This is a genomic window from Streptomyces sp. NPDC012637 (genome assembly GCF_042954805.1).
In the GTDB taxonomy this organism is placed as follows: domain Bacteria; phylum Actinomycetota; class Actinomycetes; order Streptomycetales; family Streptomycetaceae; genus Streptomyces.
The window spans coordinates 877,425-901,183 of the sequence record NZ_JBIBDS010000001.1 but is presented as its reverse complement, the minus strand read 5'-3'; the positions used below and the strand labels follow the sequence as shown (position 1 = coordinate 901,183).

Below are 23,759 nucleotides of genomic sequence, written 5' to 3'. Positions count from 1 at the left end.
TGGCACGGGGCCGGGGTTTCAGATGGTCAGCCGGTCTGGGTCGCCCTTCACGGGGCCTGGGGTGAGGCGGGTGAAGTGTTCGGTCTGGATGATCTGGTTGCGGTCGGCTTCGGGGAGGCGGGCGAGGATGCCGGGCAGGGGCCGCTCGCGTGCGACCTCGCCGCGGTGTGCGAGGATCGCGCGCCACTTCACGTCGGCCCAGGGCGTGACGTCGATGCTCGTGGTCACGTACGAGTCCGGCACCGCGAAGACGGCCTTGCCTACCCCTTCCAGCAGCGGGCCGAGCAGGCCGACGCCGGACTCGGGGTGCGTGGCGGCGTACAGCGCGGCCGGCTGCCAGGGCGGGCCCGCTTCGGGATGCAGGTGGGCGAGGCCGGCTGCCTCGACGGCGAGCAGTGTGATCTGGTGCGTGCGTACGTGGTCGGGGTGGCCGGTCAGCTGGCCTACCGCGTCGTGGCCGATGACCACGTCGGGCTTGAAGTCACGGATGTGGGCGACGAGGTGGCCGACTGCTTCGTCGAGGGGAGCATCGACGAGGCGGGGCTGGTTGGGGGCCGCCTCGGGGTTGCGGGCGTCGTTGTAGCCGAGGAGGCGTGGGGTGCCGGCACCCAAGACGGTTAGGGCGTCGGCGAGTTCGGGAGCCCGGCGGCTGTCTGGCGCCCAGGTGGCGGTGACGACCGCCGTTCGGGCCCCGGCCGCGGCATGCTGGGCGAGGACGCCCCCGGCGAGGAGGGACTCGTCGTCCGGGTGTGCGAAGACGGCAAGCAGGCTGGGCAGCACGGGGATCTCCGGGACAGTCACGGTACGGGGACGGGGTTGCCGGTGAGGTGCTCGGCGTGGCGGGCGAGGTGGGGAGCGAGGTCCGGGTGGCCGCCACGACCGGCGACCTGGAGGAGCTGAGCGAGCGCGACGAGTTCACCGGCCCGCCCGGCGGGAGTGTCCAGGACGTGAGCGAACTCGGCGCGGATCCGGGCGGCCGTGGCCGGCCGGGCGAGGCTGTACGCGTGGAGCAGCCCGACGTCGAAGCCGACAGGCACCAGGCCCCATCCCTCCCAGTCGAGGATGACCAGCGGTGGGCCGGTGAGGTTGGCCCAGTGCAGGTCGCCGTGGCCGGTGGTCCAGGAGATGGCTGCGGGTGTGGGGATGCCAAGGAAGCGGGCGAAGTTGCGGTCGATCCACTGCCGGCGTACGGCTTGGCGGTCGGTAGGGACCGTCGCGGTGGTGGCGAGGGCGGTGCGTAGGTCACCCCACCATGAGTTCGGCAGGTTGGCCTCGGACGTGAGGACGGGGCCGTCGGTCTGGAGGGCCGGTTGAGCGATGTACTCGGACAGCTCGGCGCGGTAGGCGTGGCCGCCACGGGTCCACTCGCTGACCTGATGGAGGCGGGGCCGCGGCACAGTGCGGGGAAGGGACGCGTCGGCAGAGGCGTTTCCCTCCCATAGCCGGCTTCCGCGTTTGTCCTCGGGCGCGCAGACCAGACGTAGCCACCAGCGGCCGGCCCGACGGCTGAGAGTGCGGCCCTGCCAGCCCCATGCCTCCGGCCCGTCCGCCCTCACCGCGAACGCCCGGGCCGCGGCTCGGTGTGCCGTACGCATCCGTTGCTGGTCGGCCTTTTCGCTGGGCGGCGTGAACACCACCTGGTGGGTGGGTGGTGCGCTGCGGTTCATGGCCGGGCTCCCAGGAGTTGGGCGGCTCCCGCGTCGAGCAGGTGCTGGGCGGCCCGTTGGCCGACGGCGGCGGGGTGGTTGGCGGGGCCGGTGGTGGTCGTGCGGATCGGGGTGCCGCCTTCCGGGTCGAGGACGACCGCGTGCACGGTGACGAGGTCGGCTGTCGGATTGAGGGTGGCGTGGGCGGAGGCTGCGGTCAGGCAGTTGCCGTGGAGGGCGGCGAGGGTGGCGCGTTCGGCGTCGAGGAGGATCCGGGTGGGGGCGTGGGTGAGCGGGGCGAGGACGTTGCCGGTGGCGTGGTCGTCCGTGCGGTGCTCGATGACGACGATCCCGGCGCCGGAGGCGGGTAGCCACACGGTGGGGTCGAGGATCTCGCTGGCACGGTCGGCGAGGTTGAGGCGGCGCAGACCGGCGAGGGCGGCGATCATCACGTCGGCGCCCAGGACGCCGGAATCCAGGTCGCGGAGGCGGCTGTCGGCGTTCCCCCGGATCGGCACCGCGACCAGCTTGGGGTGGAGGGCTTTGAGGAGGGCGGCGCGGCGGGGAGCGCTGGTGCCGACCCGGGTGCCGGGCGGCAGTGCGGCGAGCGTGGCCGGGGGGTATCCGGCGGGCAGCACCAGGGCGTCGCGGACGTCTTCCCGGGGCAGGACCGCGCAGGTCGAGATTCCCGGCTTGCGGTCGTGGGGGCCTGGCAGGTCCTTCGCGCAGGCGATGGTGGCCTCGACGCGGCCGTCGAGGAGGTGTTCGTCGGCGCGCCGGGTGAAGGCGCCCTTGCCGCCGATCTGGGCGAGCGGGCCGCGGTGCTGGTCCCCTTCGGAGGTGATGGTGACGATGTCGAGGGGGATGTGCGGGTACCGGGTGCGGAAGGCGTGGGCGAACCGGTCGGTCTGCTCCATGGCCATCGGGCTCGGGCGGGTGCCGAGCCGGAGGGAGCGGGGGGAGGGGTCGGCGGTCATGACGGGTGCTGGTCTCCGTGTGGTGAGGCGTGCGCGTTGCGGTACGGCGGTGAGATGTGGTCGGGAAGCAATGTCGATCAGGCGGTATCGCGCGGCCTGGTCACCTCTCTTCCAGCACCGGTGCGGGGACGGGGGCCACCCGGTGGTGCCGAGCCGGACCTGGCAGGTGCCCGTCTCGGTCTGGCCACTGGAACACCAGGCGGCAGTGCTCCTTGTCCAGGACGTGACCGGCGGGCAGCAGATCGTCGGGTGTGCCGGCCGGGTGGACGGTCAGGAGGGGGTCAGCGTGCTTGTCGTTGTCGTCGGCGCGTACGTGGCGGTCCCAGGCCCGCACCGTGGCCGCCAACTGCTCGGCGAGCTGCAGTCCCTGCTCGCCGAAGGCGTGGACGACCCATTCCCATTCCTTGTCCTCGGGGAGCTCGCCGTGCCGGGTCTGGACGTGCGTCAGGTAGGCGAGCGAGGCGTCGGCGACGACGGCCGGTGCGTCCCGGTCCTTCGCGATGGCGGTGACGCCCGTGTCCCGGTGGGCGGCCAGCCGGCAGAAGTCAGGCAGGGTGGTGGCCGCGTACAGCTGCAGGGAGCCGAAGTAGGCGCCCGTCCCCATGGTCACGCCGGTGGTGATCTCGTGCCGCGGCCCGCGCAACGCCTCCTCCAGGCGCAGGCCCGCGGTCTCGGCGGCGGTGCCGTGCTCGAAGCGGAGCGTGAGCTCACCGTCGAGGAGACCGGTGACGGGAATGGTGCGGGCCTGCTGTCCTTGGTCCCGCACGAAGCCGCAATAGGTGAAGTGCCGGGCCTCCAGCACCTGCCCGCGCCGCTCGAAGGTGACCGCCCTGGTGTAGCCGCCGATCTCCAGGGGCAACGCCAGGCGTCCGCCCTCGGCCAGCTGGTCCCGCCAGGCCGGTGCGATGTCCCAGCAGTTGTAGGTGATCATGCTGCCGTCGAAGCCGCCGCGGGGCACGAGGTGGGCGGGGGCGCCGAGGGCGGCGTCGGCTTCGACGGCGGTGACGCGTCCGCTGCCGGCCTCCGTGAGGAAGGCGCGGGTGCGGCGTACGACCCACGGGTCGATGTCGACGGTCACCACACGACTGTCAGGGGCGGTGACGTGGGCAATCAGCTCGGCGTTGTAGCCACCGGACCCCGCCTCGAACACGATCGCGCCCGGCTTCAGACGCAGGTGCTCGATCATGTCGGCCTGGAGCCAGGCCGCGGACACCGAGCTGATCGCCGCTCCGGTCTCGTCGCGGCGGGTGATGACGGCCCGGTCCCCGCCGTCGTACGCGGCCGCGAGGTTCACCTCCGGGGCGAAGCGGTGGCGGGGCACGGTCCGCAGCGCCTGCTGGATCGCCTCGGACGGGGCCCAGCCGCCGTCGATCACCGTCTGGGCCATCGCCTGACGCAGCCGGAACGCCTCGGCCGGCTCACCCGGCACGGGCGGCTGCTCGACGGCGAGGGGGTAGGAGACCACGGGCGGCAGGGCCGGAATGACGCCGGGCCATACGGCGTCCAGCGCGGACGCGGCGGGGACGAAGACGGGGCCGACGCAGGCCAGAGCGTGCAGGTCGAAGAACTCCCATCGGTCGAACAGCTCCGGTTCCTGGTTGGTCAGGGTGCCCGTCCACGCGGAGATGCGCACGACTGCCGTGAGCCGCGGGATGCCGTGGCTGTCGTCGACCAGGATCGTCACCACGTGTGCATCGCCCGGGTCGGCGAGCAGGCCGGTCTCCTCGGCGAGTTCGCGGACCGCCGCGGCGGCGAAGTCCTCCGGGCCACGGGTCTTGCCGCCGGGCAGTTCGAGCATGCCGCGCCGGGAGCGGCCGAGCAGGACCCGCCCGGCGTCGTCGGTGACGACGGCCAGCGCGCCGGTCAGGGCGTGGGCGGTGGGTGGCCTCTTCTCGGCGGCCCGGGTGTCGGTGTGGCAGGGGCCGCGCAGGACCAGGAACGCCAGGCCGTCCGCGTCCAGCCGCTCCACCGTCTCCCATCCGGTGCCGACCAGGGCGATTTCGTCCTGTGCCAGCGCGATGCCGCGCCGCTCTTCGGGCGTGTGCTCGGCCACCGGGGTGATGATGACGAGCGCGCCGCCGTCCCGCAGCCGCTCGCCCAGCGTGTGAACCACGCGCCCCCTGTCCTGCACGAAGGGGTACATGAGCCGGAGCGTGATCAGGTCGTACTCCGCCTCGTGCAGCGGGGCCGGGTCGTCGCGCTCGATGTCCAGGTGGAGCCAGCGCACGCCCTCGATGGCGGCGTGCTCCTCGCGGGCCCGGGCGATCGCGCTGTCCGCGAAGTCGCAGGCGTCCACGCGGTAGCCGAGACAGGTGAGGTAGGCGGCAAGCTCCCCGGTACCGCAGCCCACGTCAAGCGCCCGCCCGCCGGCTTCGGGGGCGGGGGTGTGCTCGGCGAGGAGTTCCCGCTCGCGTTCGCCGAGCTGCCGGAAGTTCTTGCCGTCGCTGTAGTGCTTTTCCCACTGGTCGCGGGCGGTGTACGTCAACGTGCTGCTCCTCGTATGTAGGTGCGGTCGTGCTCAGGGGCGTTATGCGGCGCGGAGGCGGGCCAGTGTGCGCCGGCCGCGCTCGACGAGCTCGGGGTCGCCGTGGGCGGTGCCGTAGGAGATGCCGGAGACGGAATCCAGGACGGACAGGACCGTGAGCTGGGCTTCTTCCTCCGGGGTGAAGGGGCGGCCGTAGCCGTCCATCACGGCCTGCAGAAGGTCGGGGCGGCCATGCCATGCGTCGGACAGGCGCACGAAGTCCCTGATCGCCGGGCCCTCTTCCGACCGCTCGAAGTCGATCACGTACAGGACATCGGCGTCTTCGTCCCATCGCAGATTGCGGAGCTGGAAGTCGCCGTGGGTGGGCACCACGTCCGAGGCGGGCAGGTGGGCGGCCTTCTCGGCGGTGGCGCGGATGAACTCCTCGTCCCCGGGCGCGAGGTGGAGCCGGGCTCCGTCCAGGTGCCGCTCCAGCTTCCCCAGGGGAAGGGCGCCGGCGGCCGGGCGCGGTGGGGCGCTGGTGTGGATGGCCGCCGCGAGCTGCCCGATGCGGTGGAAGATCCGACGTTGCTGCTCGGGCGAGTAGGTGGCGCCGTGCAGGGACCGGCCGCCCACCGCGGTGAGCACGACCGCCCGCAGCTGCGCGTCGGCGGCCACGAGGCGGGGCGCGGCAGGACCCAGACCGGGCACCCAGCCGCGGAGCGCGGCGACTTCACGCTGGTGGAAGCGGTCGTTCTGGTGGATCTTGACGTACCACTCGCCGCCCTCGGCGCCGCGCGCCCGCCATACGCGGCTCTCCTCACGGGCCCAGGAGACATCCGTCCAGGCGGTGATTCGGCCCACCGCTCGCTCGGCGAAGGCACGTACCTCCTCCTCCGGGACCGCGCCGGGGCTGCCGGGTTCGGGGACCAGGACCAGCCGGTCGGCGGCCGGGGTGTAGGCGATCGGGTCGCCGGGCTCCTGGAAGTGCACGGCCATCCGCGCACCGGCCCGGTAGCCATCCAGTCCGGCCCGGCAGTACGCGACCATCGGCTCCGGAAGCTTGTCGAGGGCGAACCAGTCCATCGAGTCGCACACCTGGGGCTCCATGACCTGCGGGGTGCCGTCCCAGCGCCGGACCTCGAAGAACACCCCAAGTCGGGCAGCCCCTGCGGGTGAGCGGTGGTGCACGGTGACGGCCGCGCGGACGTCGGCCGGATCGACGACGATGCCGGCCTCTTCCAGGGTTTCGCGCACCAGGGCCGTGACCATGTCCTCCCACGGACCGTCCAGGTGCCCGCTGACCAGATGCCAGCATCCCGCCGCGTACACGTCGCCGGCCCGCCGGGACAGCAGCACCTCGGGCCCCGCCGGGCCTTCGCGCAGGGCGATGAGGTGGACGTCGAGCGGCTCGGTGTGCCGCCGGGGGCCGGTCACGCGTCACCGCCGGGGCGGCGGGCGAGCAGCACCGTGAACTCTGCGTCCTCCTTCAGGACCCCGCCGCGCGCATGGGCCTTCAGGAGACCGAGCGCCTCGGCCTCGAACTCGTGGTGACGTCCGGCGAACAGGGCGGGACGGGCGAAGCTCGTGGTGCGCAGGTAGCCGAGGACGTCCTCGGGTGTCCAGGCGCGGGCGACGGGGAAGTGGTGCTCAGCCACGTTGCTGAACGCCGAGTCGGCGAGGTCGTCCTCGTAGGAGCGGCCGGGCCCGGCGTACGTGCCGCGGGTGCCCGCGCGCCGGTCGTCTCCGAGGTAGGTCTGGATTAGCCTCCGAAGGCCGGCGGTCCAGTCCGATTCGTGGGTCCATAGGCTGCCGTCTCCCATGATCGCCACGACGGCGTGCGGCGCGGCCACCCGGTCCGCCATGGACAGGACCTCCCGGCGGGACATCCAGTGGAAGGACCGGCAGCAGGTGATCAAGCTGGGTGCTCGGCCGGGCTCGGTAGGGGTGAAGGTGTGCGCTTCGCCGGTGAAGGCGCTCACCGTGCAGGCCCCGCGGACCGGTTCGAGCGCGGTGAGGGCCGTCTCAAGCATGTGCTGGTTCACGTCGACCAGATCGATGTGAACCAGTCGGTGCAGGACGGGCAGCAGCGCGCGGGGCACCAGTCCGGTGCCGGTGCCGAGGTCCAGCAGGACGGGGTCGGGTACGCCGTGCTGGGTGGCAGCCAGGAGGTGGACTGCCGCGTCCGGCAGACCGGGACGGTAGCGGGCGTAGTCGGCGGCCTCGGACCCGAACAGGGCATCGTCCGAAGCTGCCGCAGCGGCTGGCTGGTCGGGGCGGGTCATTGTGAATCTCCAGGAGTGTGCGGAAACTGCCAGGTCAGAGCGCCGTTCGGGCTGGTGGCCCGCTGGACGTCGTCGGCCTTGAGGTGGAGCCGGTAGGCGGCCGGTTCGCCGGCCGCCCGCCAGCGGGCGGCGGCATCCTGGATCTCCGCCCAGATGTCCCGGGGGCCGCAGGTCGTCACGTCCCACCAGCGGTGGCCGGCGGCTCGCACGCGCATCCACGACCCGCACTCGGGCGCCCCGATCGCAAGGTCCTTGGCGCCGAAGTGGCGCACCAGCCCCGGGTACAGCGCGTCCAGGGCCAGCCACATGCCGCGCGCCGTGTCCGCCGGCGGCGCGAGCCGGGTGCGCCGCGTCGGCCCGTCGGCCGTGGTGATCCTGTCGCGGAAGGAGGCGGACAGGAACAGCCGGTCGAACCCGGCACCGGCGCGGTGCCCGAACTCGACCGCGCGCAGCTCCGCCTCCACAGTCCCGTCCGGCCGCTTGTCGATCACGGCCAGGCCCGGCCACGACGGTGACGACGTCCCAAGCGTCATCAGCGCGCGCCCGCCCGGCGCCAGCTGCTCCACAAGAGCCTTGGGCACGCGGGGGACGGCGAAGGAGACGAAGACCCGGTCGTACGGGCCCACTTCGGGCCAGCCCGTGGTGCCATCCCCGGTCACCGCGGTCGGCTGGTAGCCGAGCGCGGGCAGGCGCTCGCGGGCGGCCGCGGTGACGTGCGGGTCGATGTCGAGGGTGACGACGCCTGCGTCGCCGCACACGAAGCACGCCGCCGCCGCGGTCACCCCGGCGCCGGTCCCGACGTCCAGCACGCGCTGCCCGGGCCGCAGGTCCAGGAGCTGGAGCAGGTCCGCGGTCATGCCCATCGTGCTCGACATCGCGGTCATGGCGCCCCCGCGGCGCGATTCGCCAGTACGGCCGAGGATCGGCTCCCCGTCGTGCTGGATCGCGACGCTTTCCCCGCTGTGCAGCCGCTCCAGCAGCTCGTCCCGGTCGCCCGGGCGGGACCAGTCCAGCAGACCCCAGCGCGGCGGCATCTCGTCCGGGGCGCTGCGCCGCACGTACGCCTGGGGCATCAGGACTTGGCGCGGCAGCGCGAGCAGGGCCTCACGCACCGGGCCGGAGCGCAGCTCTCCGGTCTTCTCGAGCCGGGCGACCATCGCCGCCCGGGCGTCTGCGGCCCCGGGTGTGTCACCGGCGGAGTGCGGCGGCACGAAGGGTCCGGCGGGCGGGGCGGAGTCACGGCGCCCGTCGCATCCGAGGGGCTCGGCTGGGGCGGGCACGGCAGCCGTCACCGCCGTGGCGTGCGGCACCTTGTTCACGTGGCATCTCCTCCGGGCGAGCGGTCGGGACGGTCGTCTTCCGCCCGAGCGGGCGTGGGCACGGCCGGAGGAGCCGTCCGCGGCGCGTGCGGCGACGGCACGGGAGCGTCGCCCGTCCCCGGCGGGGCGGGAGGCGAGCCGGGCATGTGCCGCAGCGCGCGCAGCGGGGAGCGGGCGAGGACCACGAGGGGGACGAACAGCAAGAAGGTCCCGGCGGTCAGCGTGGGCCGCACCCCGATGCATGTACCCAGGCCGCCAGCGAGCAGCGCGGCAACGGGGCGGGCGCCGGCCGTCAGCCACGTGCTCACGGCCTGCATCCGCGCCTGCATCCCGGCCGTGGTGATGATCTGACGGATCGATCGCTGGGTGGTGCCCGCGGCACCGGCGCAGGCCAGCTGCAGGAACAGCGCCACTGCGATCGCGACCTGCCAGCCGAGCTCGGGGGAGGCGAGCAGCAGCGGGATCTGGGTCAGCGGCGTGATTGCGAGCGCGGTCAGCATCATCGGCCCCGGTCCCCACCGGCGGGCGAGGGCCGGGGCGGTCAGTGCCCCGGCGGCCGCGCCCAGGGCGCCCAGACCGAGAACGACTCCGAAGGCGGTCGCGCTCACCGCGAGAGTCCGCAGCAGGTACAGCGCCCACAGGGTGTTGAGCAGCCCGAGTGCGAAGGAGGTGGTGGCGTTGACCAGCGTCAGGGCCCGCAGCCGCTCATCGCCGTGCACGTACCGCAGGCCCTCGCCGATCTCCTCACGCAGCCGACGGGACTTCGGGCGAGCCCGGGCGGGTTCTCGGGCCTGGATGCGGGCGGTGCATCCGGCGCTGATCAGGAAGGAGACGACGTCGCCGAGCAGGGCCCGGGCGGGGCCCAGCACCGCGGTCAGCACGGCGCCGAGGTGGCTTCCGGCGGTCGCGGCGATCGCGAACAGCGCACCCACGCGGCTGTTGCTCCGCTGGATCAAGGACCGGTCGACGAGGCTGGGAAGGAGGCTGATGGCCGCCGCGTCGTGCAGCACGCTCGCCGCTCCCTGCACCACCGCGACGATCATGAGCTGCGTCAGGGTCAGCGTGCCCAGCGCGGCCGCCACCGGCACCGTGGTGAGCACAGCGGCGCTGACCAGGTCACCGGTGATCATTTGCCGGCCCTTGGAGTACCGGTCGGCGAGCGCGCCGGCGTGCAGGGCGAGCAGCGCGGGCGGTAGTTGCCCGAGGCACGCCAGCCACGCGACCTGGGCGGTAGTGGCGTCCAGGTGGAGCACGGCCAGCACCGGCAGCGCCATCTGAGTGATCGAGCTGCCGGCCACGCTCGCGGTCTGGCCGGTCAGGTACCGGCGGAAGTCCCGGTGCCGCCACAGCGAAGCGCCGGAGGGAGCAGGTGGGGCGGGGGGCTCAGCGCAGGACGTCACGCAGCGCCTCCTCGGCTTCGTCCAGGCGCTCCCACAGCACGCCTGCGGCCTCGTGCCGGGCGCGCCCGTACGCCTCCAGCGCCGGGGTGAGCGCGTCCGGGTCGTTCAGCGGCTCGGACAGGGGATAGACGGAGCAGGCCAGGTACCCGGCGGCGACGCGCGGCACGGCGAGGAGGTCCTGGGCCGGAAGCTGCGAGTTCGCCGCCCGGTAGGCGCCAACCGCGCGGGCCAGGCCCGGGATCCATTCGTCCGGGCGGGCCAGCACGGTGCGCGGGTCCAGCACGATCCGGCCGAGCTCCCAGGCGGCACTTCGATGCCCCGGGGGCCGGAAGTCGATCACCGCTGCGACCCTCTCACCGCGCAGCAGCAGGTTCGGTGAGGCCAGGTCCCCGTGCACGACCTGCGCCGTCAGCGTCACCGGCAGCTTCTCAAGTCGGGCCGCCACCTCGGGAAGAGCGGCAAGCCGCTGTTTTGCGGTCTGCGCGCACCAGGCGGCGAACCCTCCCGGAGCAGGCGGTGCGGCGGACCAGCGGGCGAGCAGTTCCTCCAGCCGCCGTCCGGCCCGCGCGACGTCGCAGACCTCGCGGGCCGGAACAGGGCGCGGTGGCCCGGCGGGGTGGCGGGCCAGGGCCCGGTGCAGACGGCCCACGGCCTCGCCCACCGCATCCCACCGGCCACCGGATAACCCGCCCTCGGCCGTCTCCGCGTCCGCGACGTACTTCGCCACGGACACCGACGGCCCACCGGCCGACGCGATCACCTCCCCGGACACCGACCGCCGCACGGCCGGCACCGGAACCCCGGCCGCCCTGGCCGCCTCACCCAGGGCCAGCGCCTGCCGCTCCTCGGCCAGGTCGGTCCCACGGGGGTACGCCTTCACGAACCACCGCCCGCCTTCGCGATCCTCGGCCAGGTAGTTACGGGTCGCCGTTCCCGCCGGGCCCTCGACAACCGCGGCCGGCGTGATTCGATACAGCAGCGCCAGGACCCCGGCCACGGCCGTGACATCGGACTCGGCACTCATCCCGGCACCCCCAGCGGTCCCGGCCCGCGCACAGACAGGGCGCGCCCCGCTCCCGGTGGGCGTGCTCACGCCGTTCACCAGCCCAACTGGGAGTAGACGCGGCCTTCGGCGATGCCGGCCAGGGCCGTCCGGGTGTAGGAGACGAGCCGGTCCGGGAGCTCGTGAGGCGGCCACCACTTCCAGGCCAGGCACTTGTCGGTCTCCAGGACCTTCGGCTCTCCCTTCCAGCGCCGGGCGCGGAACACGAGCTGCATCAACGGCGGTCCGCCCGGGGCGTCGACGACGTGCACGATGTGCGCGAGATCCACGTCCGCGGGGTCGATGACCAGCCCGGCTTCCTCCCGCGCCTCCCGCACCAGGCACGCGACCGCGGACTCCTGTTCGCACTTTCCGGCCAGGTAGTGCCAGGTGTTCCCCGCGAAAGCCGAGTCGGGGTGGCGCAGGCCCAGGAGCACCCGTCCGTCGTCGTCCTCCAGGTGGAGGTGGACGCCGATGCCGTTGAGCACGGGCCGGCTGCCCCCCTCCTGCAACGGAGTGGCGGCGCCGGGCGTGCCGCCCGGAGGATTCTCGGCCGCGTGCCGGCGGATGAGGTCCCGCGTCGCGGGGCTCAGACGGAGCCGGTCCAGTACGTCGGGGGTGACCCAGCGCAGCAGCACGCCCTCGTGCAGCCGGAGCCGGTCGGGGTCGCCACGCCAGATGCCGGTGAACACCTGGATCGGGACGCTGAGGCCGTCGACGCTGGTGGCCGTCTCCACGGCGTACGGCTTTACGTCCTCCAGGAGGAGGTCGGGGACCTCCTCGGACAGCTCCCGCAGCAGCGTGCCTTCAAGGTCTTGGTCGTCGTGCGTGCGGCCGCCGCCGAGCAGGGCGAACGCCCCCGGCTGCCAGATGACGCCGGGCTTGTGGTCGCGTAGATGGAGCAGGTACCTGCCACCCCCGTCATGGATCAGGGCGGATGCGTTCACCGGCTCCGGCTGCCCGTCCAACTGGGCTTGGAGGAGCTTCGCGCGCAGTGTCGGCGAGGTGACCTCCGGCATGGCGAGCCACCGAGCGCCGGACACCTCCTCGTTCTGCAGGGTGATCGCCGGCGGCTCGTCGCCGACGACGTAGAACACGTAGCGGAAGTCGTAGTGCCGGTGTGCCGGTTCTCCCTTCGAGGGGTTGGCGTCGATGTCGTGGACGTCGATATCGATCGGTGAGCCGAGCGTCTGCCGGGTCAGGCACAGGACCCCGGGCTCGATCCCGGCCTCCTCCGCCACCTCGCGCAGCGCCGCGGCGAGCAGCGTGCGGTCCTCGGGCTCGATGTGGCCGCCGGGGGTGAGCATCAGGCCGCCGGTGGCTCGGTGCCGGATGTGCAGGACCCGGCAGCGGCGGTCGACTACGACGGCACTGCAGGTGACGTGTCCGGGCAGCGTCGTCCGGGCGGTGACGTCGACGGGCCGGTCCAGCGCGGCGAGCACGGCGGCGAGGACGTCACGCTCGTCAGGGTGGCGGCCGAGATATGCGGTGATGGTCTCGCGGATCGAGGAGGAGCTGGGGGGCATGAGCGTCGTTTCGCCTTCGACGTAGGGGGCGGGTGCTGGGGTGGGGCTGTGGAGGTCGCGCTGGTGGGTCAGTTCGCCGTCTCGTGGTCGGACGGCTGGATGCCGCGGGGGCCGGGAAGCGTGTCGGTCGCGGGCGCGAGCCCGTACTGGGCGGCTTGAGCGATGAACATGCCCTGGTACAGGCCGCCCGTGTGGGCCATGAGCTCGTCGTGGGTGCCGTCCTCGACGACGCGTCCCTGGTCGAGGACGTAGATGTGGTCGGCGCGCATGGTCGCGGCGAGCCGGTGGGTGACGAGGACGACCGCGTGCCCTTCCTCGGCCAGGGACCAGAGCCCCTGGAAGGCGGCGATCTCGGCGTGGGGGTCCAGGGCGCTGGTGGGCTCGTCGACCAGCAGGAACGGTGCTTGCCGGTACCGGAACCGAGCGGACCCGAGGTTCTGCCACTGTCCGCCCGAGAGCTGGACACCTCGCTCGTAGCCCTTGAATACGATCGAGTCCCAGCCGTGCGGCAGGCTCTCGATCAGGTCGAGCACGCCCGCGTCCTGGGCGGCTTTGCGGACGCGGTCCATGTCCCGGGGACGGTCTCCGGCGCCGATGGCCACGTTGGCGGCGGCCGTCATCTCCCAGCGCGGGAAGTCCTGCGCAAGCAGCCCGACAGCGCTGAAAACCTGGGCGCGGTCGGCCTCGCGGAGCTCGACCCGTTCGCCCGACTCACCCACCCACCACACGTCCCCTTCGGAGGGCATCAGCAACCCGGCCAGCACCTTCGTGAGCGTGGTCTTCCCCGAGCCGTTCGCACCCACCAGGGCCGTCACCTTCCCCCGGGGCACCCGCACGCTCACGCCCTTCAGGGACGGGCCGTCTGCTCCCGGATAGGTGAACGACACCGCCTCCGTCCGCACCTCCCGGGTAGGGGTGGGCAGCGGCGTGCCGGAGGTCGGGATGGCGTTCTCGCCCGCCACCTTGATGGCGTCCTCGGTGTCGGTGAGGAACAGCAGCTCCTCGTACAACCGGTTGACCTGCTGCACCAGCGACGTGAGCCGTGCCGTCGAAGTGCGGATGGCGAGCACCGCCGTGCCGCCCACGGCGAGCGGCAGACCACCGGACGCCAGCAGCCACCACAGCAACCCGTAGCAGGCCAGCGACGCGAGCCCCGCGAAACCGCCGGCGACCAGATCCGTGGAAGCCTGCGCCCGGGCGAGGCGCCGCTGCTCCGCCTCCGTCTGCCGCGACATCTCCTCGTAGCTGGACAGCAGCTTCGTGCCGGCAGCGTGCACGCGGATCTCTCCGGCGGCGTGCGGGCGGGTCAGGTAGGCCAGCAGGGACGCGATCGCCCGCCGGTGGTCGACCCAGTTCAGGCGGGAGACGTACTCACGGCGTGCGGATCGGACCGCCCCCCAGCCCTTGGGCAGGGCGACGGCCAGCAGCATCGGCAGCAGCGCCCAGTGCAGCGACGCCAGCACCACCGCGGCTGCCACCATGCCGATCACCACGCTGCCCACGCCCACCGACAGCCGCAGCATGCTGCGGGCCGAGTCCGTACCGAACTTCCCCGCCTCCAAGACCCGCTGGACCTCCGGACGTTCCGTCGCCTCCACCTCGACGTGGGTGACGGCCGTGTAGTACCGGGCGGAGACCGCCCGCTCCACCTGCGGCTCCAGCTGGCCGGACATCGCCGTCGACCATGCCGACAGCACCGCCGTTGCCACCGCCGCGACCGCGAGCACCACCAGCGACGGCAGAGCATCGTGGAGCTTGTCCCCGGTCGGACCGTCGGCGAACAGCTCGGTGAGGACGCTGTTGACCGCCACCAGCCCCCAGCCCGCCGTCACACCCTGCCCGAGCTGCGCCACAACGACGCCGGTGAGCGCCCGCGGGTCCGTCTCCCAGCCGGTGCGCAGCACCATGCCCACCATCCGGGGCAGCGCCGCCGCCATGTGCCCGAAGCCCAGCCGGGTGAGCGGCCCTTCGTGCCGGACGTAGGACTGGTCGTAGCGCAGTCGGCCGCCGAAGAGCTCCCGCTCGGCGTCCGAGACGCTGGCCCTGGTCGTTGCCGCGGCCTTCACCGGGTTCGTGGTCTCCTCGCTGCCTGGTTCGACTCGCGTCAATGTGTTCCCTCTCGGGGGCGTGGTGGTGGTGTCGGCGTGTCCAACGACGCCGCCGCGATTTCGAACACGTGTCTTTCGGTCGGGTTGCGCACCCTGCGATTCAGCGGTTCTTCGAAGGTGGGCAGTGCACCGACCCTTGCCTCGCAAGAGCATGCGGACGGAGGTGGGTTGGCCGAAACGCCGATGCTGAGGCATTGCGAATCTGCGCGGTCAGCAGGAGCTCGCAGCTGATGCCTGACATAGCACCAGGCGGCCGGCAGGCCCGGGCGCAGCATGACGAGCGCGCGGTCTGGCGGACTGCTGTCATCAAGGCAGCGGCGGCCCTACGGAGCGCTCTCGACGACGGTAAAGGTGACGGCGGGGAACCGTCGGCCGTTGACCTGGATCTCGAGCGAGTGCGTGCCAGGGCGGATGGTGTGGGTGGCTGTGGACCGGAAGGGGTGAGCCTTGACCAGATCTAGGACCTGGCCGGCGTCGACCGATACGTCCTTGAGCTCGTACACCTTGCGCCGTGTGCTGCCCCGGGCGGTAGGCGAAGTGAGGACGTAGCTGATGCGGAGCCGAGCCGGGGCGGAGGCCGTAAGAGCGGCGGCGAACAACAGGTGGTCGCCGTCGCGCAGGGTGGCCGCCTCGAGCCGTAGGGAGCTGAGCTCGACCGGTGGCTCGGCCGGGTAGCCGAGGAACGTGAACGCTTTCGTGTCGCCGTCCTTCAGTCGGCTGCGCAGGGCTCCGCGCATGATGAAGGCGAGCTCCGTGTCACGGGCGCGGCCCTCCGACATCCACCGGCCCAGGGTCTGGAGGACCAGGTCCAGCCGTGTGGTGGCGATGTCGTGCAGGTGGTTGGCCACCGACGTGGTCACGTACCGGTGGGGGTCGGCGTAGAGCTGGTCGAGAACGGGAAGGGCCACCTCAACGTCGAGCGGGATGTTGATCGATCCGGGTAGCCGCGGGCGTGTGGATTCGCTCGCCAGCCGGCGGACACGGAACTCCGGGTTGCGGGCCCATCTGTCGACCGCCTTGAGCGTCTCTTCGGGGAAGTCGCTGAGGAAGTAGCGGACGGCGTCCTCGGCGGTGAAGTACTGGGTGAGGCGCCGGAGCGCATCCAGGGAGTGCTCCAGGTCTCCGCCGTGACGGCAGTAGCGGGCGACGAAGTCGGTGTGGGGGGAGTAGATGTGCAGGCCGGAGCCGTTGGTGATGCCGGCCGCCTCCGGTGTGGGCGGCAGGGAGCGCAGCAGAACCTCCAGCGCCTCCATGGGCGAGCCGGGCAGGTGGTGCCGGAGGGCTTCGCTGGTGTGTGCGATGCGTTCCTTGAGCTTGAGGCCGGGCAGGTCGGCGCAGACCTCGCGGGTGAAGGCGTCATCGTCGAAGGTGGGGCAGACGGCCTTCACCTCCGCGGCGATTCTGGCGATGCGCTGGGGGCTAATTGCCTGTTCCTTCTCGGCCATGCGGGAACCCTAGTGACGGCGCGCCGCCGACCCGCGCGATTCGGCCGCGTGTGGCGGGCCGGGCGGGGCGGTTTGGGCGCGGAGCTAGCGGATGGACGTGCGGTACAGCAGCCGCTGGTGGCGGGTGCTGTCGCAGGCGGAAGCGGTGTGGAGGACGGCGAGGTTGTCCCAGACCACCAGGTCCCCCTGGGTCCACTGGTGGGTGTGGACGTACCCGGGGCTGGTGGTGTGGGCGAGCAGATTGTCGAGCAGCTTCCGGCCCTCGTTCTGGTCCAGGCCGGTGATGCTCTTGATGACCATGCTGCCGAGCAGAAGGGAGCTGGCGCCGGTGATGGGGTGGGTGAGGACGAGGGAGTGCTCCACGTCGGGCACGGTCGCGAGAGTGCCGGCCGCGGTGGAGGACTGCCCGCTGTTGGCCTGGGCCTGCAGGGTGATGAGCTGGCGGATCGAGTGGACGGCGCGCAGGCCCTGCAGGCGCTGCTTGAGCTCCTCGGGCAGGTCGTCGTAGGCCCGCGTGGCATCGGCGAACCTGGTGGCTCCGCCCCGTTGCGGGGTGACGACCGAGTACAGCAGCGTGGCGGCGGTCAGCTGCGGCTTGAAGGAGTTGTCGGCGTGCCACTCCTCCTCCTCGTCGCCGTCGTAGATGCCGATCGGCGTGCCGTCCTGGTGGATGTTGGAGACGACGGTGAGGCCGGGGAAGCCGGGGACGGTGTAGCGGCGGTCGGTGGCGGTGTCGACGGTGCCGAACAGAGAGGCGGCGTCGAGCAGGTCGGCGTGGTTGAGGTGCTGGTCGGGCAGGACCAGCACGCGGTGGCGGTGCAGGGCGTTGGTGAGAGCGCGTGATGCGGCGGATCCGGTCGTGCGGGCGAGGTCGGTCTCGACACGGGCGCCGAAACCGCCGGGCAGCGGGGTGATCGCAAGGTCCATCGTGCCTCCGGGGCCGAGGAGCAGACGGTTAGAACTGCGGGGACTGGAGGAATGGCGTGATGTCGCGCAGCCCGGCGGAGGCGGCGCACAGCCGCTCGATGCCGATGCCGAGGCCGGCGGTGTCCGCGGGTACGGCCCCTGCCTCGACGGCTTCCTGGGCGAGCTGCTGCTCGTCGTCGTAGAGGCCGACGGCCTTCGCACGTTCGGTGAAGGCATGCCGGTCCGTCTCGTCGGTGTACCCGTGGACGAGCTCGATGCCGTCGACGATGAGCTCGAACCGCTCCAGGACTGCGGTGGTGCCGGGAGCCAGGCGGGCGCACGGCTCGTCCCCGCCGGTTGGGTATTCGGTCAGGAACACCGCGCGGCCGACGGCGCCAGCCTCCAGTTCGAGAGCGATGTAGCGGCCGAGGACGTCGCGGAACGGCTCGCCCGCGTCGGCGCCGATCCGGGCGGCCATGCGCGGGAGCAGGTCGCCGATGGGCTCGTTGCGCAGGTCTAGGCCGAACTCGTTGAGGACGTGGTCGGCGATCGAGAGCCGCTCCGGCGCGTAGGAGGGCAGGTGCGGCCCGACCAGGCGCCAGGCGAGGCCCATCAGGTCCTCGAAGCCGAGGTGCGCGGCGTACAGGTCGAGCATCGTGAACTCGGCGGCGTGGAGGGCGTCCGGGGGCTCGGGCCGGAAGCACGGGCCGATCTCGTACACCCGCGGGAGGTCGGTGCTCACGTTGACGCGCAGAGCCGGGCCGATCATCGCGCGCAGGTACCGGCCTTCGTGGAGGCCGGCGGGTGCGCGGCGGCCAGGCCCAAGGTCGGCGCGGCGCGCGACGGGGGTGACAACCTCGGTGAAGCCCTCGTCGTGCAGCACGGCCCGCAGGCCGCGCAGGACGTGGGCCTTGGCGCGGATGGGACCGGACAGTGCGGACATACATGTGTCCTCTCAACTCATCTACATAGGAAGGGAGTTGGTGAACCGGGGTGCGGCCTGGGCGGCGCGGCCCCCTCGGAGCGCCTCAAGCTAGCCGCACGCCGCCGACGCACAGAAGACCCGCGCACACCGGCCGAGCGGTCGATGCGCGGCACGTGGCCACGATTCCAGCGGCTCGCAGATGCGTATTCCCAGGTCAGCGGCAAGGCGGACGCAACGGGTACGCAACGCCCCGGCGCACCTGGCGCAACGTCACGAACCGTTGCCGGTGCCCCTGGTGCGGCCCTAGCGTGCTGGCACGGCCACTCGGCGCGACGGCTTCACCAGCGCCCTCGGCGCAGCGCCCGGCCGGCTTCTTCGAGCCGCGCTCATCTCTGGCTCGACCATCCGATTCACCACGCGTGGCCGCGGCATGCCCGCGGCCCGAGAGGAGAGCACATGGACCAGAACCTGAAGCTCGGCATGCGCCCGGGCGCGGGCGTCAAGCTCGGCATGCGGCCCGGCGCGGTCGCCGTGAAGCTCGGCATGCGCCCGGGCATCAAGCTCGGTATGCGCCCCGGCGGCGCCGCCTGACCGCGATCGTCCTGATCGGCTGACGTGCGACTGCTGCCGGTGGGCGGGGCGCCCCGCCCACCGGCAGCGGTTCACGGAAGGCCAATGTCCAGTTCCAGTGCAGTGATGTCCGGAGGAGAGCAGATGGGCAGGCCCAGCCGGTGGCCGGTACGCCGGCGCGAGAGGACACCGCGGCGCACCCGGCACTCGACCGGCGCGTCCGGTCCGGTCCGGCAGGCGCTGGGGCCGGAGCTGATCGGCGAGCTGGAGGGCCTGTGCGGCGCTCCGAGTGTCGGCTTGCGGGACGTCGCGTGTGATGTCGGCGCGATCGTGGTGGCGGCGCTTGTTGGCTCCCAGGTCGGGTACGCCGTCGGGCCGCTGCTCGCTGTGCTGTACATCGGGGTGCGCCAGCGGCACCTGTCGAACCTGGCGCACGAATGTGTGCACGCGAAGTTGCTGGTCACGGCGCGCGGCAACCGCCTGGTGGGGTACCTGCTGACCGGGATGCTCGGTGAGGGGCTTCGGCCCTACCGGGCCACCCACGGGGTCCACCACGCGCAGCTGGGCAGCGCGGGCGATCCGATGTTCCAGTCGTACCAGGCCGGGCGCCTTCATACCGTCCGGGCGCCGATGAGCCGGAGCGGGTTCGTGCTGCGGGTGATCGTCAAGGCTGCGCTCTGGCGGCTGCCGACGTCGGCGGTGCGGGTGCTGGTGACCCGCGGCCCGCGGGAGAGCTGGTGGGCGCTGGCTGCTCGTGCGGTGCTGTGGCTGGGCATCGCGGTCACGTGCTGGTCGTTCGGCGTCCTCGGTGACCTGCTGCTGTACTGGCTGGTCCCGCTGGTGTTCGTGCGGCCGGTGGTCACCTGGATCACCGACCTAGGAAACCACGCCGGGCTGATCGAGGACGACGACGTGTTGCTGCAGACCCGCGGCTGGTCCTCGCACTGGCTCACCCGGCACCTTCTCGGCGGCCACCTCGACGACATGTTCCACCCTGTGCACCACTGGTGCCCCAAGATCCCCTGGCGGCGCCTGCCCGAGGCCACTGGCCTCCTCTCCGAGCGCCTGGAGCGCTGGGACGAGGTGCCGTGGTGCTCCGGCTACTTCTTCCGCCGCCGCTCCACCCCCGAGGTGCTGTGCGTGATCGAGGACATCATCGCCCGCCTCACCGCCAAGCCCGCGCCCCGGCAGGCAGTGGCCGCCGAGCGAACGGCCGCCTGACCGATCCCTTTCGTCCTGTCCACGACCGGCCCGCCGCAGTTCTGTCCGGGCGACACCCCATGTCCGCCCGGGCCGTGCCTGCACCCCGCCGCCGAGGAGGCGGCCACCATGACTCAGCCCCAGCTCAACCCGCCCGCCAAGGGTGTGCACAGCTACGACGACTTCTCCCGCTTGCGCGAGGTCGTCGTCGGCCGCGCCGACCACTACACCTCGCACGACGCCGACATCAGCTGGCGGCTGTTCTACTTCGAGAACGTCGCACCGCACCTGGCCGATGGACAGCGGCAGTTGTCCATACCACAGCAGATCGTCGACGAGCTGAACGAGGACGTCGCCGGCTTCGCCGACGCCCTGGCCGGCTGCGGGGTGCGCGTGCTGCGCCCCTCCGCCCCCGGCAAGGACGTCAAGGTGTCCTCCCCGTGGTGGAGCAGCGGAGCGACACCGCCGCTGAACGTCCGCGACAACGCCATCATCCTCGGGGAGACGATCGTGGAGACCGCGCCGCACATCCGCGGCCGGATCTTCGAGAACGACCACCTCAAGCCCCACTTCGCCCGCTACTTCGAGCAGGGCGCGAACTGGCTGTCCATGCCGCGCCCCGCGCTCGCCGCCGGCTCCCTGGACACCGCCTACTTCGACCAGAAGGACATCGACGTCACCGCGGCGATGGCCAGCGAGGATGCCCTGCCGATCGACGGCCTGGGCCTGGAGATGGTCTTCGACGGCGCGCAGTGCGTCCGCCTGGGCCGCGACGTGCTCGTCAACGTCGCCAACCACAACCACGAGCTCGCCTACCGGTGGCTCGCCCGCAACTTCCCCGGCCTGCGCTGGCACCGGCTGCCGGGGATCGCCGACAACCACGTCGACTCCATCGTCGTCCCGCTGCGCCCGGGCCTGATGCTGCTGCGCGACCCGAACTACCTGCAGGACCTGCCGGAGGCGATGCGCGGCTGGGAGGCGATCTACCCGCCGCCGAGCGCCGTGCCCGAGCAGGACTACGACGAGTTCGGGTTCGTGATCCCCACCGCGTCCCGGTACATCGACATCAACGTCCTGTCGATCGACGAGAACACGGTGGTCGTCAACTCCCTCTACCCGGAGCTGGTCGAGGTGCTGGAGCAGCGCGGCTTCACCGTCGTCCCGGTTCGCCACCGCCACCGGCGTCTGTTCGGCGGCGGGCACCACTGCTTCACCCTCGACACCGTCCGCGACGGCGGCCTCGAGGACTACCTCGCGGCCTGAGCGCTGTCCCGCCCCGTTTCAAGCCCGTCTGGCCGCCCGCGCGGCCCGAACCCCAAGGAGTACCCCGGCCATGAGCAGCAGCACCGGAGCGTGGCCCCCGCCCCGCGCCTTCTGGACCGAGACCCTGCCCGACAAGACCGCGGGCATGACTCGCCCGTACCTGTTCAAGGGCGTCATCCCCGCCTCGGCGGCGAACGCGGACACCGTCCTGGACGGCTTCGCCGCCATCCGTCGCGCCCACGCCGCCGGGCGGGAGATCACCGCGAACGCCCGGGTGTACGTGGGCGAGGAGCACCGCCCCGACCTCGTGGCCAAGGTGCTGGCCGCCGACGGCTGGCCGGACGGCGGCTTTACTGCGTGGATGCAGGAGCAGGTCGGCGCCGAGCGGTTCAGCCTGGTCCTCAACACCCTGGAGAGCGTCAGCGAGCCGCTCGCCGCGGGCCTGGGCGAGTTCATCGGCGCGCTCATCGACGGCTGGGGCCTCCCGGCCGGCGGCGCCGAGCTGGTCGCCTTCGTCGGCAACTACAGCGGGACCGCGTTCGGCGTCCACGAGGGCTACGAGAACGCGTTCCTCACCCACTACGGGCCCGGCACCAAGCACTTCTACTGCTGGCCGGCCGAGGAGTACAAGAAGCTCACCGGCGGCAGCGACCCACTGTACGGCGACTACACGTGGCTGCTGGAGCACGGCGAGCACTTCGCCCTGGAGCCCGGCGACGCGCTGTTCCTGCCCGAGCGGGTCTTCCACGTCGGGCGGCAGAGCGAGTTCTCCGTCTCCGTCGCCATCCCCCTCTACACCTTCCCCGATGCCGCGATCGCCCGGGCCTGGATCGCGCCGGACCTGCTCGGCGCCCTGCTGGTCAGCGAGCCGGACACCGACGCGGGCAGGCCGTCCCCGATGCAGCCGCTGACCGCCGGCCCCGATGAGCTCGCCCGCCGCCTGAGCACGGTGACCACCGCTGCGTTCACCACCGCCGCCGAGCAGGCGCCGTCCGCCGCCGAGGCGCACGCCCACCAGCGCTGGTACACCGTCCTCAGCAACGGCGGCTGGCAGCAGACCGAGAACGACCTCGCCCGCGACGAGGCCGCTGCCGCGTTCGCCGCCGCCAGCCTCGCGTCCGGCACGAACGTCGCGGTCTCCGCCCCCTACCGGCTGATGGTCACCGGCGAGCAGGCGTTCCTCCGTGGCTGCGAGACGGCGACCGACCCCGCCGTCCTCACCCCCGATCTGGTCGAGCGCCTCAACAACGGCCCGACCACCCTTCCCGACGACCCGAAGGTGATCGCCGCGATCCGCACGCTCGGCGCCACCGGCGGCCTGACCGTCACCACCACGAACGAGGAGGCCGAGTGACCACCACCGCACGCACTCCCACGCTCGACACCCTGCGCGGCACCAGCCTCGTCGAGGCGTACCTGAAGGCGAACCCGGAGACCCGCGGCTACATCCACGCCACCCTCCAGGGCACCCGCGACAGCGGTGACGACCTCGTCGACAAGCACCTCAAGCCCATGATCGACACGGTCTACCGGCAGATCCGCACCCTGGTCGACCCCGGCACCCTCACCGCCGCCCAGGCCCGCATGTACATCGCCGAGCTCGCCGTCTTCGCCCGGCACAACGCGCAGTTCCTGCGCCTGGCCGCCGCCCAGGTCTTCGGATCCTGCCCGGCCCTCGGGCACGAGTTCGACCGGAACTTCCTGGAGGAGGGAGGCGAGCCCGGCAAGGTCCCCGCGCACTACATCCTCTATACCCGCGCGCTCCTCGCCGACCTCGGCCTGCTCGTCAACGGCCACGTTCCCGCCGACGAGACCGCCAAGCTGGTCCTCCAGCACCAGGTCCTCGTGAACTCCCACATGACCTCCCTCATCGCCGGCGGCTACTACGCCACCGAAGGCGTCGCCGTCGCCGAGACCGAGATCCTCAGGGAGATCACCGACCGGTACGGCGAGCTGACCATCCAGGCCAGCGGCGCGGAGCTGGAGAACCTGGACAACTACTACCGGCTCCACCTGGACGAGGGTCACGAGGCCGCGAAGGTCGGCGGCATGAGCGTGGAAGAGGCGCACATCGAGGGCCTGGCCCGCTTCATTCGTCAGAGTGAGCTCTTCCACCTCGACCTGCCGCAGGCCGTGGAGGGCTTCCTGCAGATCTTCAACGCGATGGCACACTGGTGGACCCAACTGGCCTACCGCTCAAGGGAATTGAACTAGTGTCCGAGACTGTCGCCGCCAACGGCTCTGGCCCCGAGGACCGCTCCGGCGGCTGCCTGTGCGGGAAGGTTCGCTTCACCGTCACCGGCCCGGTGGATGACCCGCACATCTGCGCCTGCGAGCACTGCGCCAAGCGCTCCGGCGCGCCGTTCCAGTGGTGGGTCGGCTTCCCGATGGCCGGGCTGGAGTGGACCGGTGCCGAGCCGACCTGGTTCGACACCTACCCCGGCAAGACCGCTCGCGGCTTCTGCGGCGCGTGCGGCAGCCACATCGCCGCCCGCGACTACGGCGACGACACGATCATCGGCATCCTCGCCACCGCCCTCGACGACCACGCCACCGACCTGGCCCTGGTGCCCACCAACCTGAACCGGCTCGCCGAGGCCGCCCCCTGGCTCGCCCAGTCCGACAGGCACGCGGCGGCCGGCTGACCCCTGACCCCTGCGGGGGCAGGCGTACCTGACAGCGC

20 protein-coding genes are annotated in these 23,759 nt (G+C 72.3%); 6 read left to right on the top strand and 14 right to left on the bottom strand.

Going from position 1 to position 23,759, the window contains the following annotated elements:
- Positions 1 to 18 precede the first annotated feature (18 nt).
- The 14 genes from ACFY8W_RS04070 to ACFY8W_RS04005 all read right to left on the bottom strand — a co-directional run bounded on the left by ACFY8W_RS04070 (position 19) and on the right by ACFY8W_RS04005 (position 18,061).
- The gene (locus ACFY8W_RS04070) at positions 19 to 786 is read right to left on the bottom strand and encodes a PIG-L family deacetylase (protein ID WP_391101695.1); all 768 of its coding nucleotides are present in this window, start codon (positions 784 to 786) and stop codon (positions 19 to 21) included.
- Positions 787 to 797: 11 nt separating this feature from the next.
- Entirely contained in the window at positions 798 to 1,667 is an 870-nt protein-coding gene (locus ACFY8W_RS04065) for a hypothetical protein (RefSeq protein ID WP_391099925.1), read from the bottom strand.
- Complete coding sequence (gene hemC / locus ACFY8W_RS04060) at positions 1,664 to 2,623, bottom strand: hydroxymethylbilane synthase (protein ID WP_391099922.1); 960 nt, start codon at positions 2,621 to 2,623, stop codon at positions 1,664 to 1,666. Before hemC ends, ACFY8W_RS04065 begins: the two co-directional genes overlap by 4 nt.
- Positions 2,624 to 2,723: 100 nt before the next feature.
- Positions 2,724 to 5,108: a methyltransferase, FxLD system gene (fxlM, locus tag ACFY8W_RS04055; RefSeq protein WP_391099919.1), complete on the bottom strand. Its 2,385-nt coding sequence runs from the start codon at positions 5,106 to 5,108 to the stop codon at positions 2,724 to 2,726.
- Between the two features lie 42 nt (positions 5,109 to 5,150).
- Positions 5,151 to 6,524, bottom strand: coding sequence for a phosphotransferase (locus ACFY8W_RS04050; protein ID WP_391099917.1), 1,374 nt, complete (start codon positions 6,522 to 6,524; stop codon positions 5,151 to 5,153).
- Positions 6,521 to 7,372, bottom strand: a complete 852-nt coding sequence (locus ACFY8W_RS04045; RefSeq protein WP_391099914.1) for a methyltransferase domain-containing protein — start codon at positions 7,370 to 7,372, stop codon at positions 6,521 to 6,523. Before ACFY8W_RS04045 ends, ACFY8W_RS04050 begins: the two co-directional genes overlap by 4 nt.
- Positions 7,369 to 8,691 carry a methyltransferase domain-containing protein gene (locus tag ACFY8W_RS04040; protein WP_391099912.1) on the bottom strand — a complete coding sequence of 441 codons (1,323 nt, stop codon included), beginning with the start codon at positions 8,689 to 8,691 and terminating at the stop codon, positions 7,369 to 7,371. The genes ACFY8W_RS04045 and ACFY8W_RS04040 overlap by 4 nt, the downstream gene beginning before the upstream one ends.
- Positions 8,688 to 10,091: an MFS transporter gene (locus tag ACFY8W_RS04035; protein WP_391099909.1), complete on the bottom strand. Its 1,404-nt coding sequence runs from the start codon at positions 10,089 to 10,091 to the stop codon at positions 8,688 to 8,690. The genes ACFY8W_RS04040 and ACFY8W_RS04035 overlap by 4 nt, the downstream gene beginning before the upstream one ends.
- Positions 10,075 to 11,115 (bottom strand): phosphotransferase, encoded by a 1,041-nt coding sequence (locus ACFY8W_RS04030; RefSeq protein ID WP_391099908.1) that lies wholly within the window; start codon positions 11,113 to 11,115, stop codon positions 10,075 to 10,077. The genes ACFY8W_RS04035 and ACFY8W_RS04030 overlap by 17 nt, the downstream gene beginning before the upstream one ends.
- Positions 11,116 to 11,189: 74 nt before the next feature.
- On the bottom strand, positions 11,190 to 12,659 hold the full coding sequence (locus tag ACFY8W_RS04025; RefSeq protein WP_391099906.1) for an NUDIX domain-containing protein: 1,470 nt from the start codon (positions 12,657 to 12,659) through the stop codon (positions 11,190 to 11,192).
- Between the two features lie 68 nt (positions 12,660 to 12,727).
- On the bottom strand, positions 12,728 to 14,767 hold the full coding sequence (locus tag ACFY8W_RS04020) for an ATP-binding cassette domain-containing protein (RefSeq protein ID WP_391099905.1): 2,040 nt from the start codon (positions 14,765 to 14,767) through the stop codon (positions 12,728 to 12,730).
- A 323-nt stretch (positions 14,768 to 15,090) separates the two neighbouring features.
- Entirely contained in the window at positions 15,091 to 16,212 is a 1,122-nt protein-coding gene (locus ACFY8W_RS04015; protein WP_391099904.1) for a hypothetical protein, read from the bottom strand.
- Positions 16,213 to 16,296: 84 nt separating this feature from the next.
- The gene (locus tag ACFY8W_RS04010) at positions 16,297 to 17,139 is read right to left on the bottom strand and encodes a TauD/TfdA family dioxygenase (RefSeq protein ID WP_391099903.1); all 843 of its coding nucleotides are present in this window, start codon (positions 17,137 to 17,139) and stop codon (positions 16,297 to 16,299) included.
- Positions 17,140 to 17,167: 28 nt separating this feature from the next.
- A complete protein-coding gene (locus ACFY8W_RS04005; RefSeq protein WP_391099901.1) occupies positions 17,168 to 18,061 on the bottom strand; it encodes an amino acid--tRNA ligase-related protein in 894 nt (297 codons plus the stop codon).
- Positions 18,062 to 18,499: 438 nt separating this feature from the next.
- Between ACFY8W_RS04005 and ACFY8W_RS04000 the strand changes: the two genes are divergently transcribed.
- The 6 genes from ACFY8W_RS04000 (at position 18,500) to ACFY8W_RS03975 (ending at position 23,721) form a co-directional block, all read left to right on the top strand.
- On the top strand, positions 18,500 to 18,634 hold the full coding sequence (locus ACFY8W_RS04000; RefSeq protein WP_391099899.1) for a hypothetical protein: 135 nt from the start codon (positions 18,500 to 18,502) through the stop codon (positions 18,632 to 18,634).
- A gap of 123 nt (positions 18,635 to 18,757) precedes the next feature.
- Complete coding sequence (locus ACFY8W_RS03995; RefSeq protein WP_391099897.1) at positions 18,758 to 19,834, top strand: fatty acid desaturase; 1,077 nt, start codon at positions 18,758 to 18,760, stop codon at positions 19,832 to 19,834.
- A 108-nt stretch (positions 19,835 to 19,942) separates the two neighbouring features.
- Positions 19,943 to 21,076 carry an inosamine-phosphate amidinotransferase 1 gene (locus ACFY8W_RS03990; RefSeq protein ID WP_391099895.1) on the top strand — a complete coding sequence of 378 codons (1,134 nt, stop codon included), beginning with the start codon at positions 19,943 to 19,945 and terminating at the stop codon, positions 21,074 to 21,076.
- Between the two features lie 70 nt (positions 21,077 to 21,146).
- Entirely contained in the window at positions 21,147 to 22,430 is a 1,284-nt protein-coding gene (locus ACFY8W_RS03985) for a hypothetical protein (protein ID WP_391099893.1), read from the top strand.
- On the top strand, positions 22,427 to 23,290 hold the full coding sequence (locus tag ACFY8W_RS03980) for a DUF3865 domain-containing protein (RefSeq protein ID WP_391099891.1): 864 nt from the start codon (positions 22,427 to 22,429) through the stop codon (positions 23,288 to 23,290). Before ACFY8W_RS03985 ends, ACFY8W_RS03980 begins: the two co-directional genes overlap by 4 nt.
- Positions 23,290 to 23,721 (top strand): GFA family protein, encoded by a 432-nt coding sequence (locus tag ACFY8W_RS03975; RefSeq protein ID WP_391099889.1) that lies wholly within the window; start codon positions 23,290 to 23,292, stop codon positions 23,719 to 23,721. The genes ACFY8W_RS03980 and ACFY8W_RS03975 overlap by 1 nt, the downstream gene beginning before the upstream one ends.
- Positions 23,722 to 23,759: the final 38 nt, after the last annotated feature.

Coding starts and splice junctions, on each gene's coding strand:
- ACFY8W_RS04030 (WP_391099908.1), bottom strand. CDS start 11,115: ATGAGTGCCGAGTCCGATGTCACGGCCGTGGCCGGGGTCCTGGCGCTG.
- ACFY8W_RS03990 (WP_391099895.1), top strand. CDS start 19,943: ATGACTCAGCCCCAGCTCAACCCGCCCGCCAAGGGTGTGCACAGCTAC.
- ACFY8W_RS04005 (WP_391099901.1), bottom strand. CDS start 18,061: ATGTCCGCACTGTCCGGTCCCATCCGCGCCAAGGCCCACGTCCTGCGC.
- ACFY8W_RS04015 (WP_391099904.1), bottom strand. CDS start 16,212: ATGGCCGAGAAGGAACAGGCAATTAGCCCCCAGCGCATCGCCAGAATC.
- ACFY8W_RS04065 (WP_391099925.1), bottom strand. CDS start 1,667: ATGAACCGCAGCGCACCACCCACCCACCAGGTGGTGTTCACGCCGCCC.
- ACFY8W_RS04045 (WP_391099914.1), bottom strand. CDS start 7,372: ATGACCCGCCCCGACCAGCCAGCCGCTGCGGCAGCTTCGGACGATGCC.
- ACFY8W_RS03995 (WP_391099897.1), top strand. CDS start 18,758: ATGGGCAGGCCCAGCCGGTGGCCGGTACGCCGGCGCGAGAGGACACCG.
- hemC (WP_391099922.1), bottom strand. CDS start 2,623: ATGACCGCCGACCCCTCCCCCCGCTCCCTCCGGCTCGGCACCCGCCCG.
- ACFY8W_RS04025 (WP_391099906.1), bottom strand. CDS start 12,659: ATGCCCCCCAGCTCCTCCTCGATCCGCGAGACCATCACCGCATATCTC.
- ACFY8W_RS04000 (WP_391099899.1), top strand. CDS start 18,500: ATGGACCAGAACCTGAAGCTCGGCATGCGCCCGGGCGCGGGCGTCAAG.
- ACFY8W_RS04010 (WP_391099903.1), bottom strand. CDS start 17,139: ATGGACCTTGCGATCACCCCGCTGCCCGGCGGTTTCGGCGCCCGTGTC.
- ACFY8W_RS03985 (WP_391099893.1), top strand. CDS start 21,147: ATGAGCAGCAGCACCGGAGCGTGGCCCCCGCCCCGCGCCTTCTGGACC.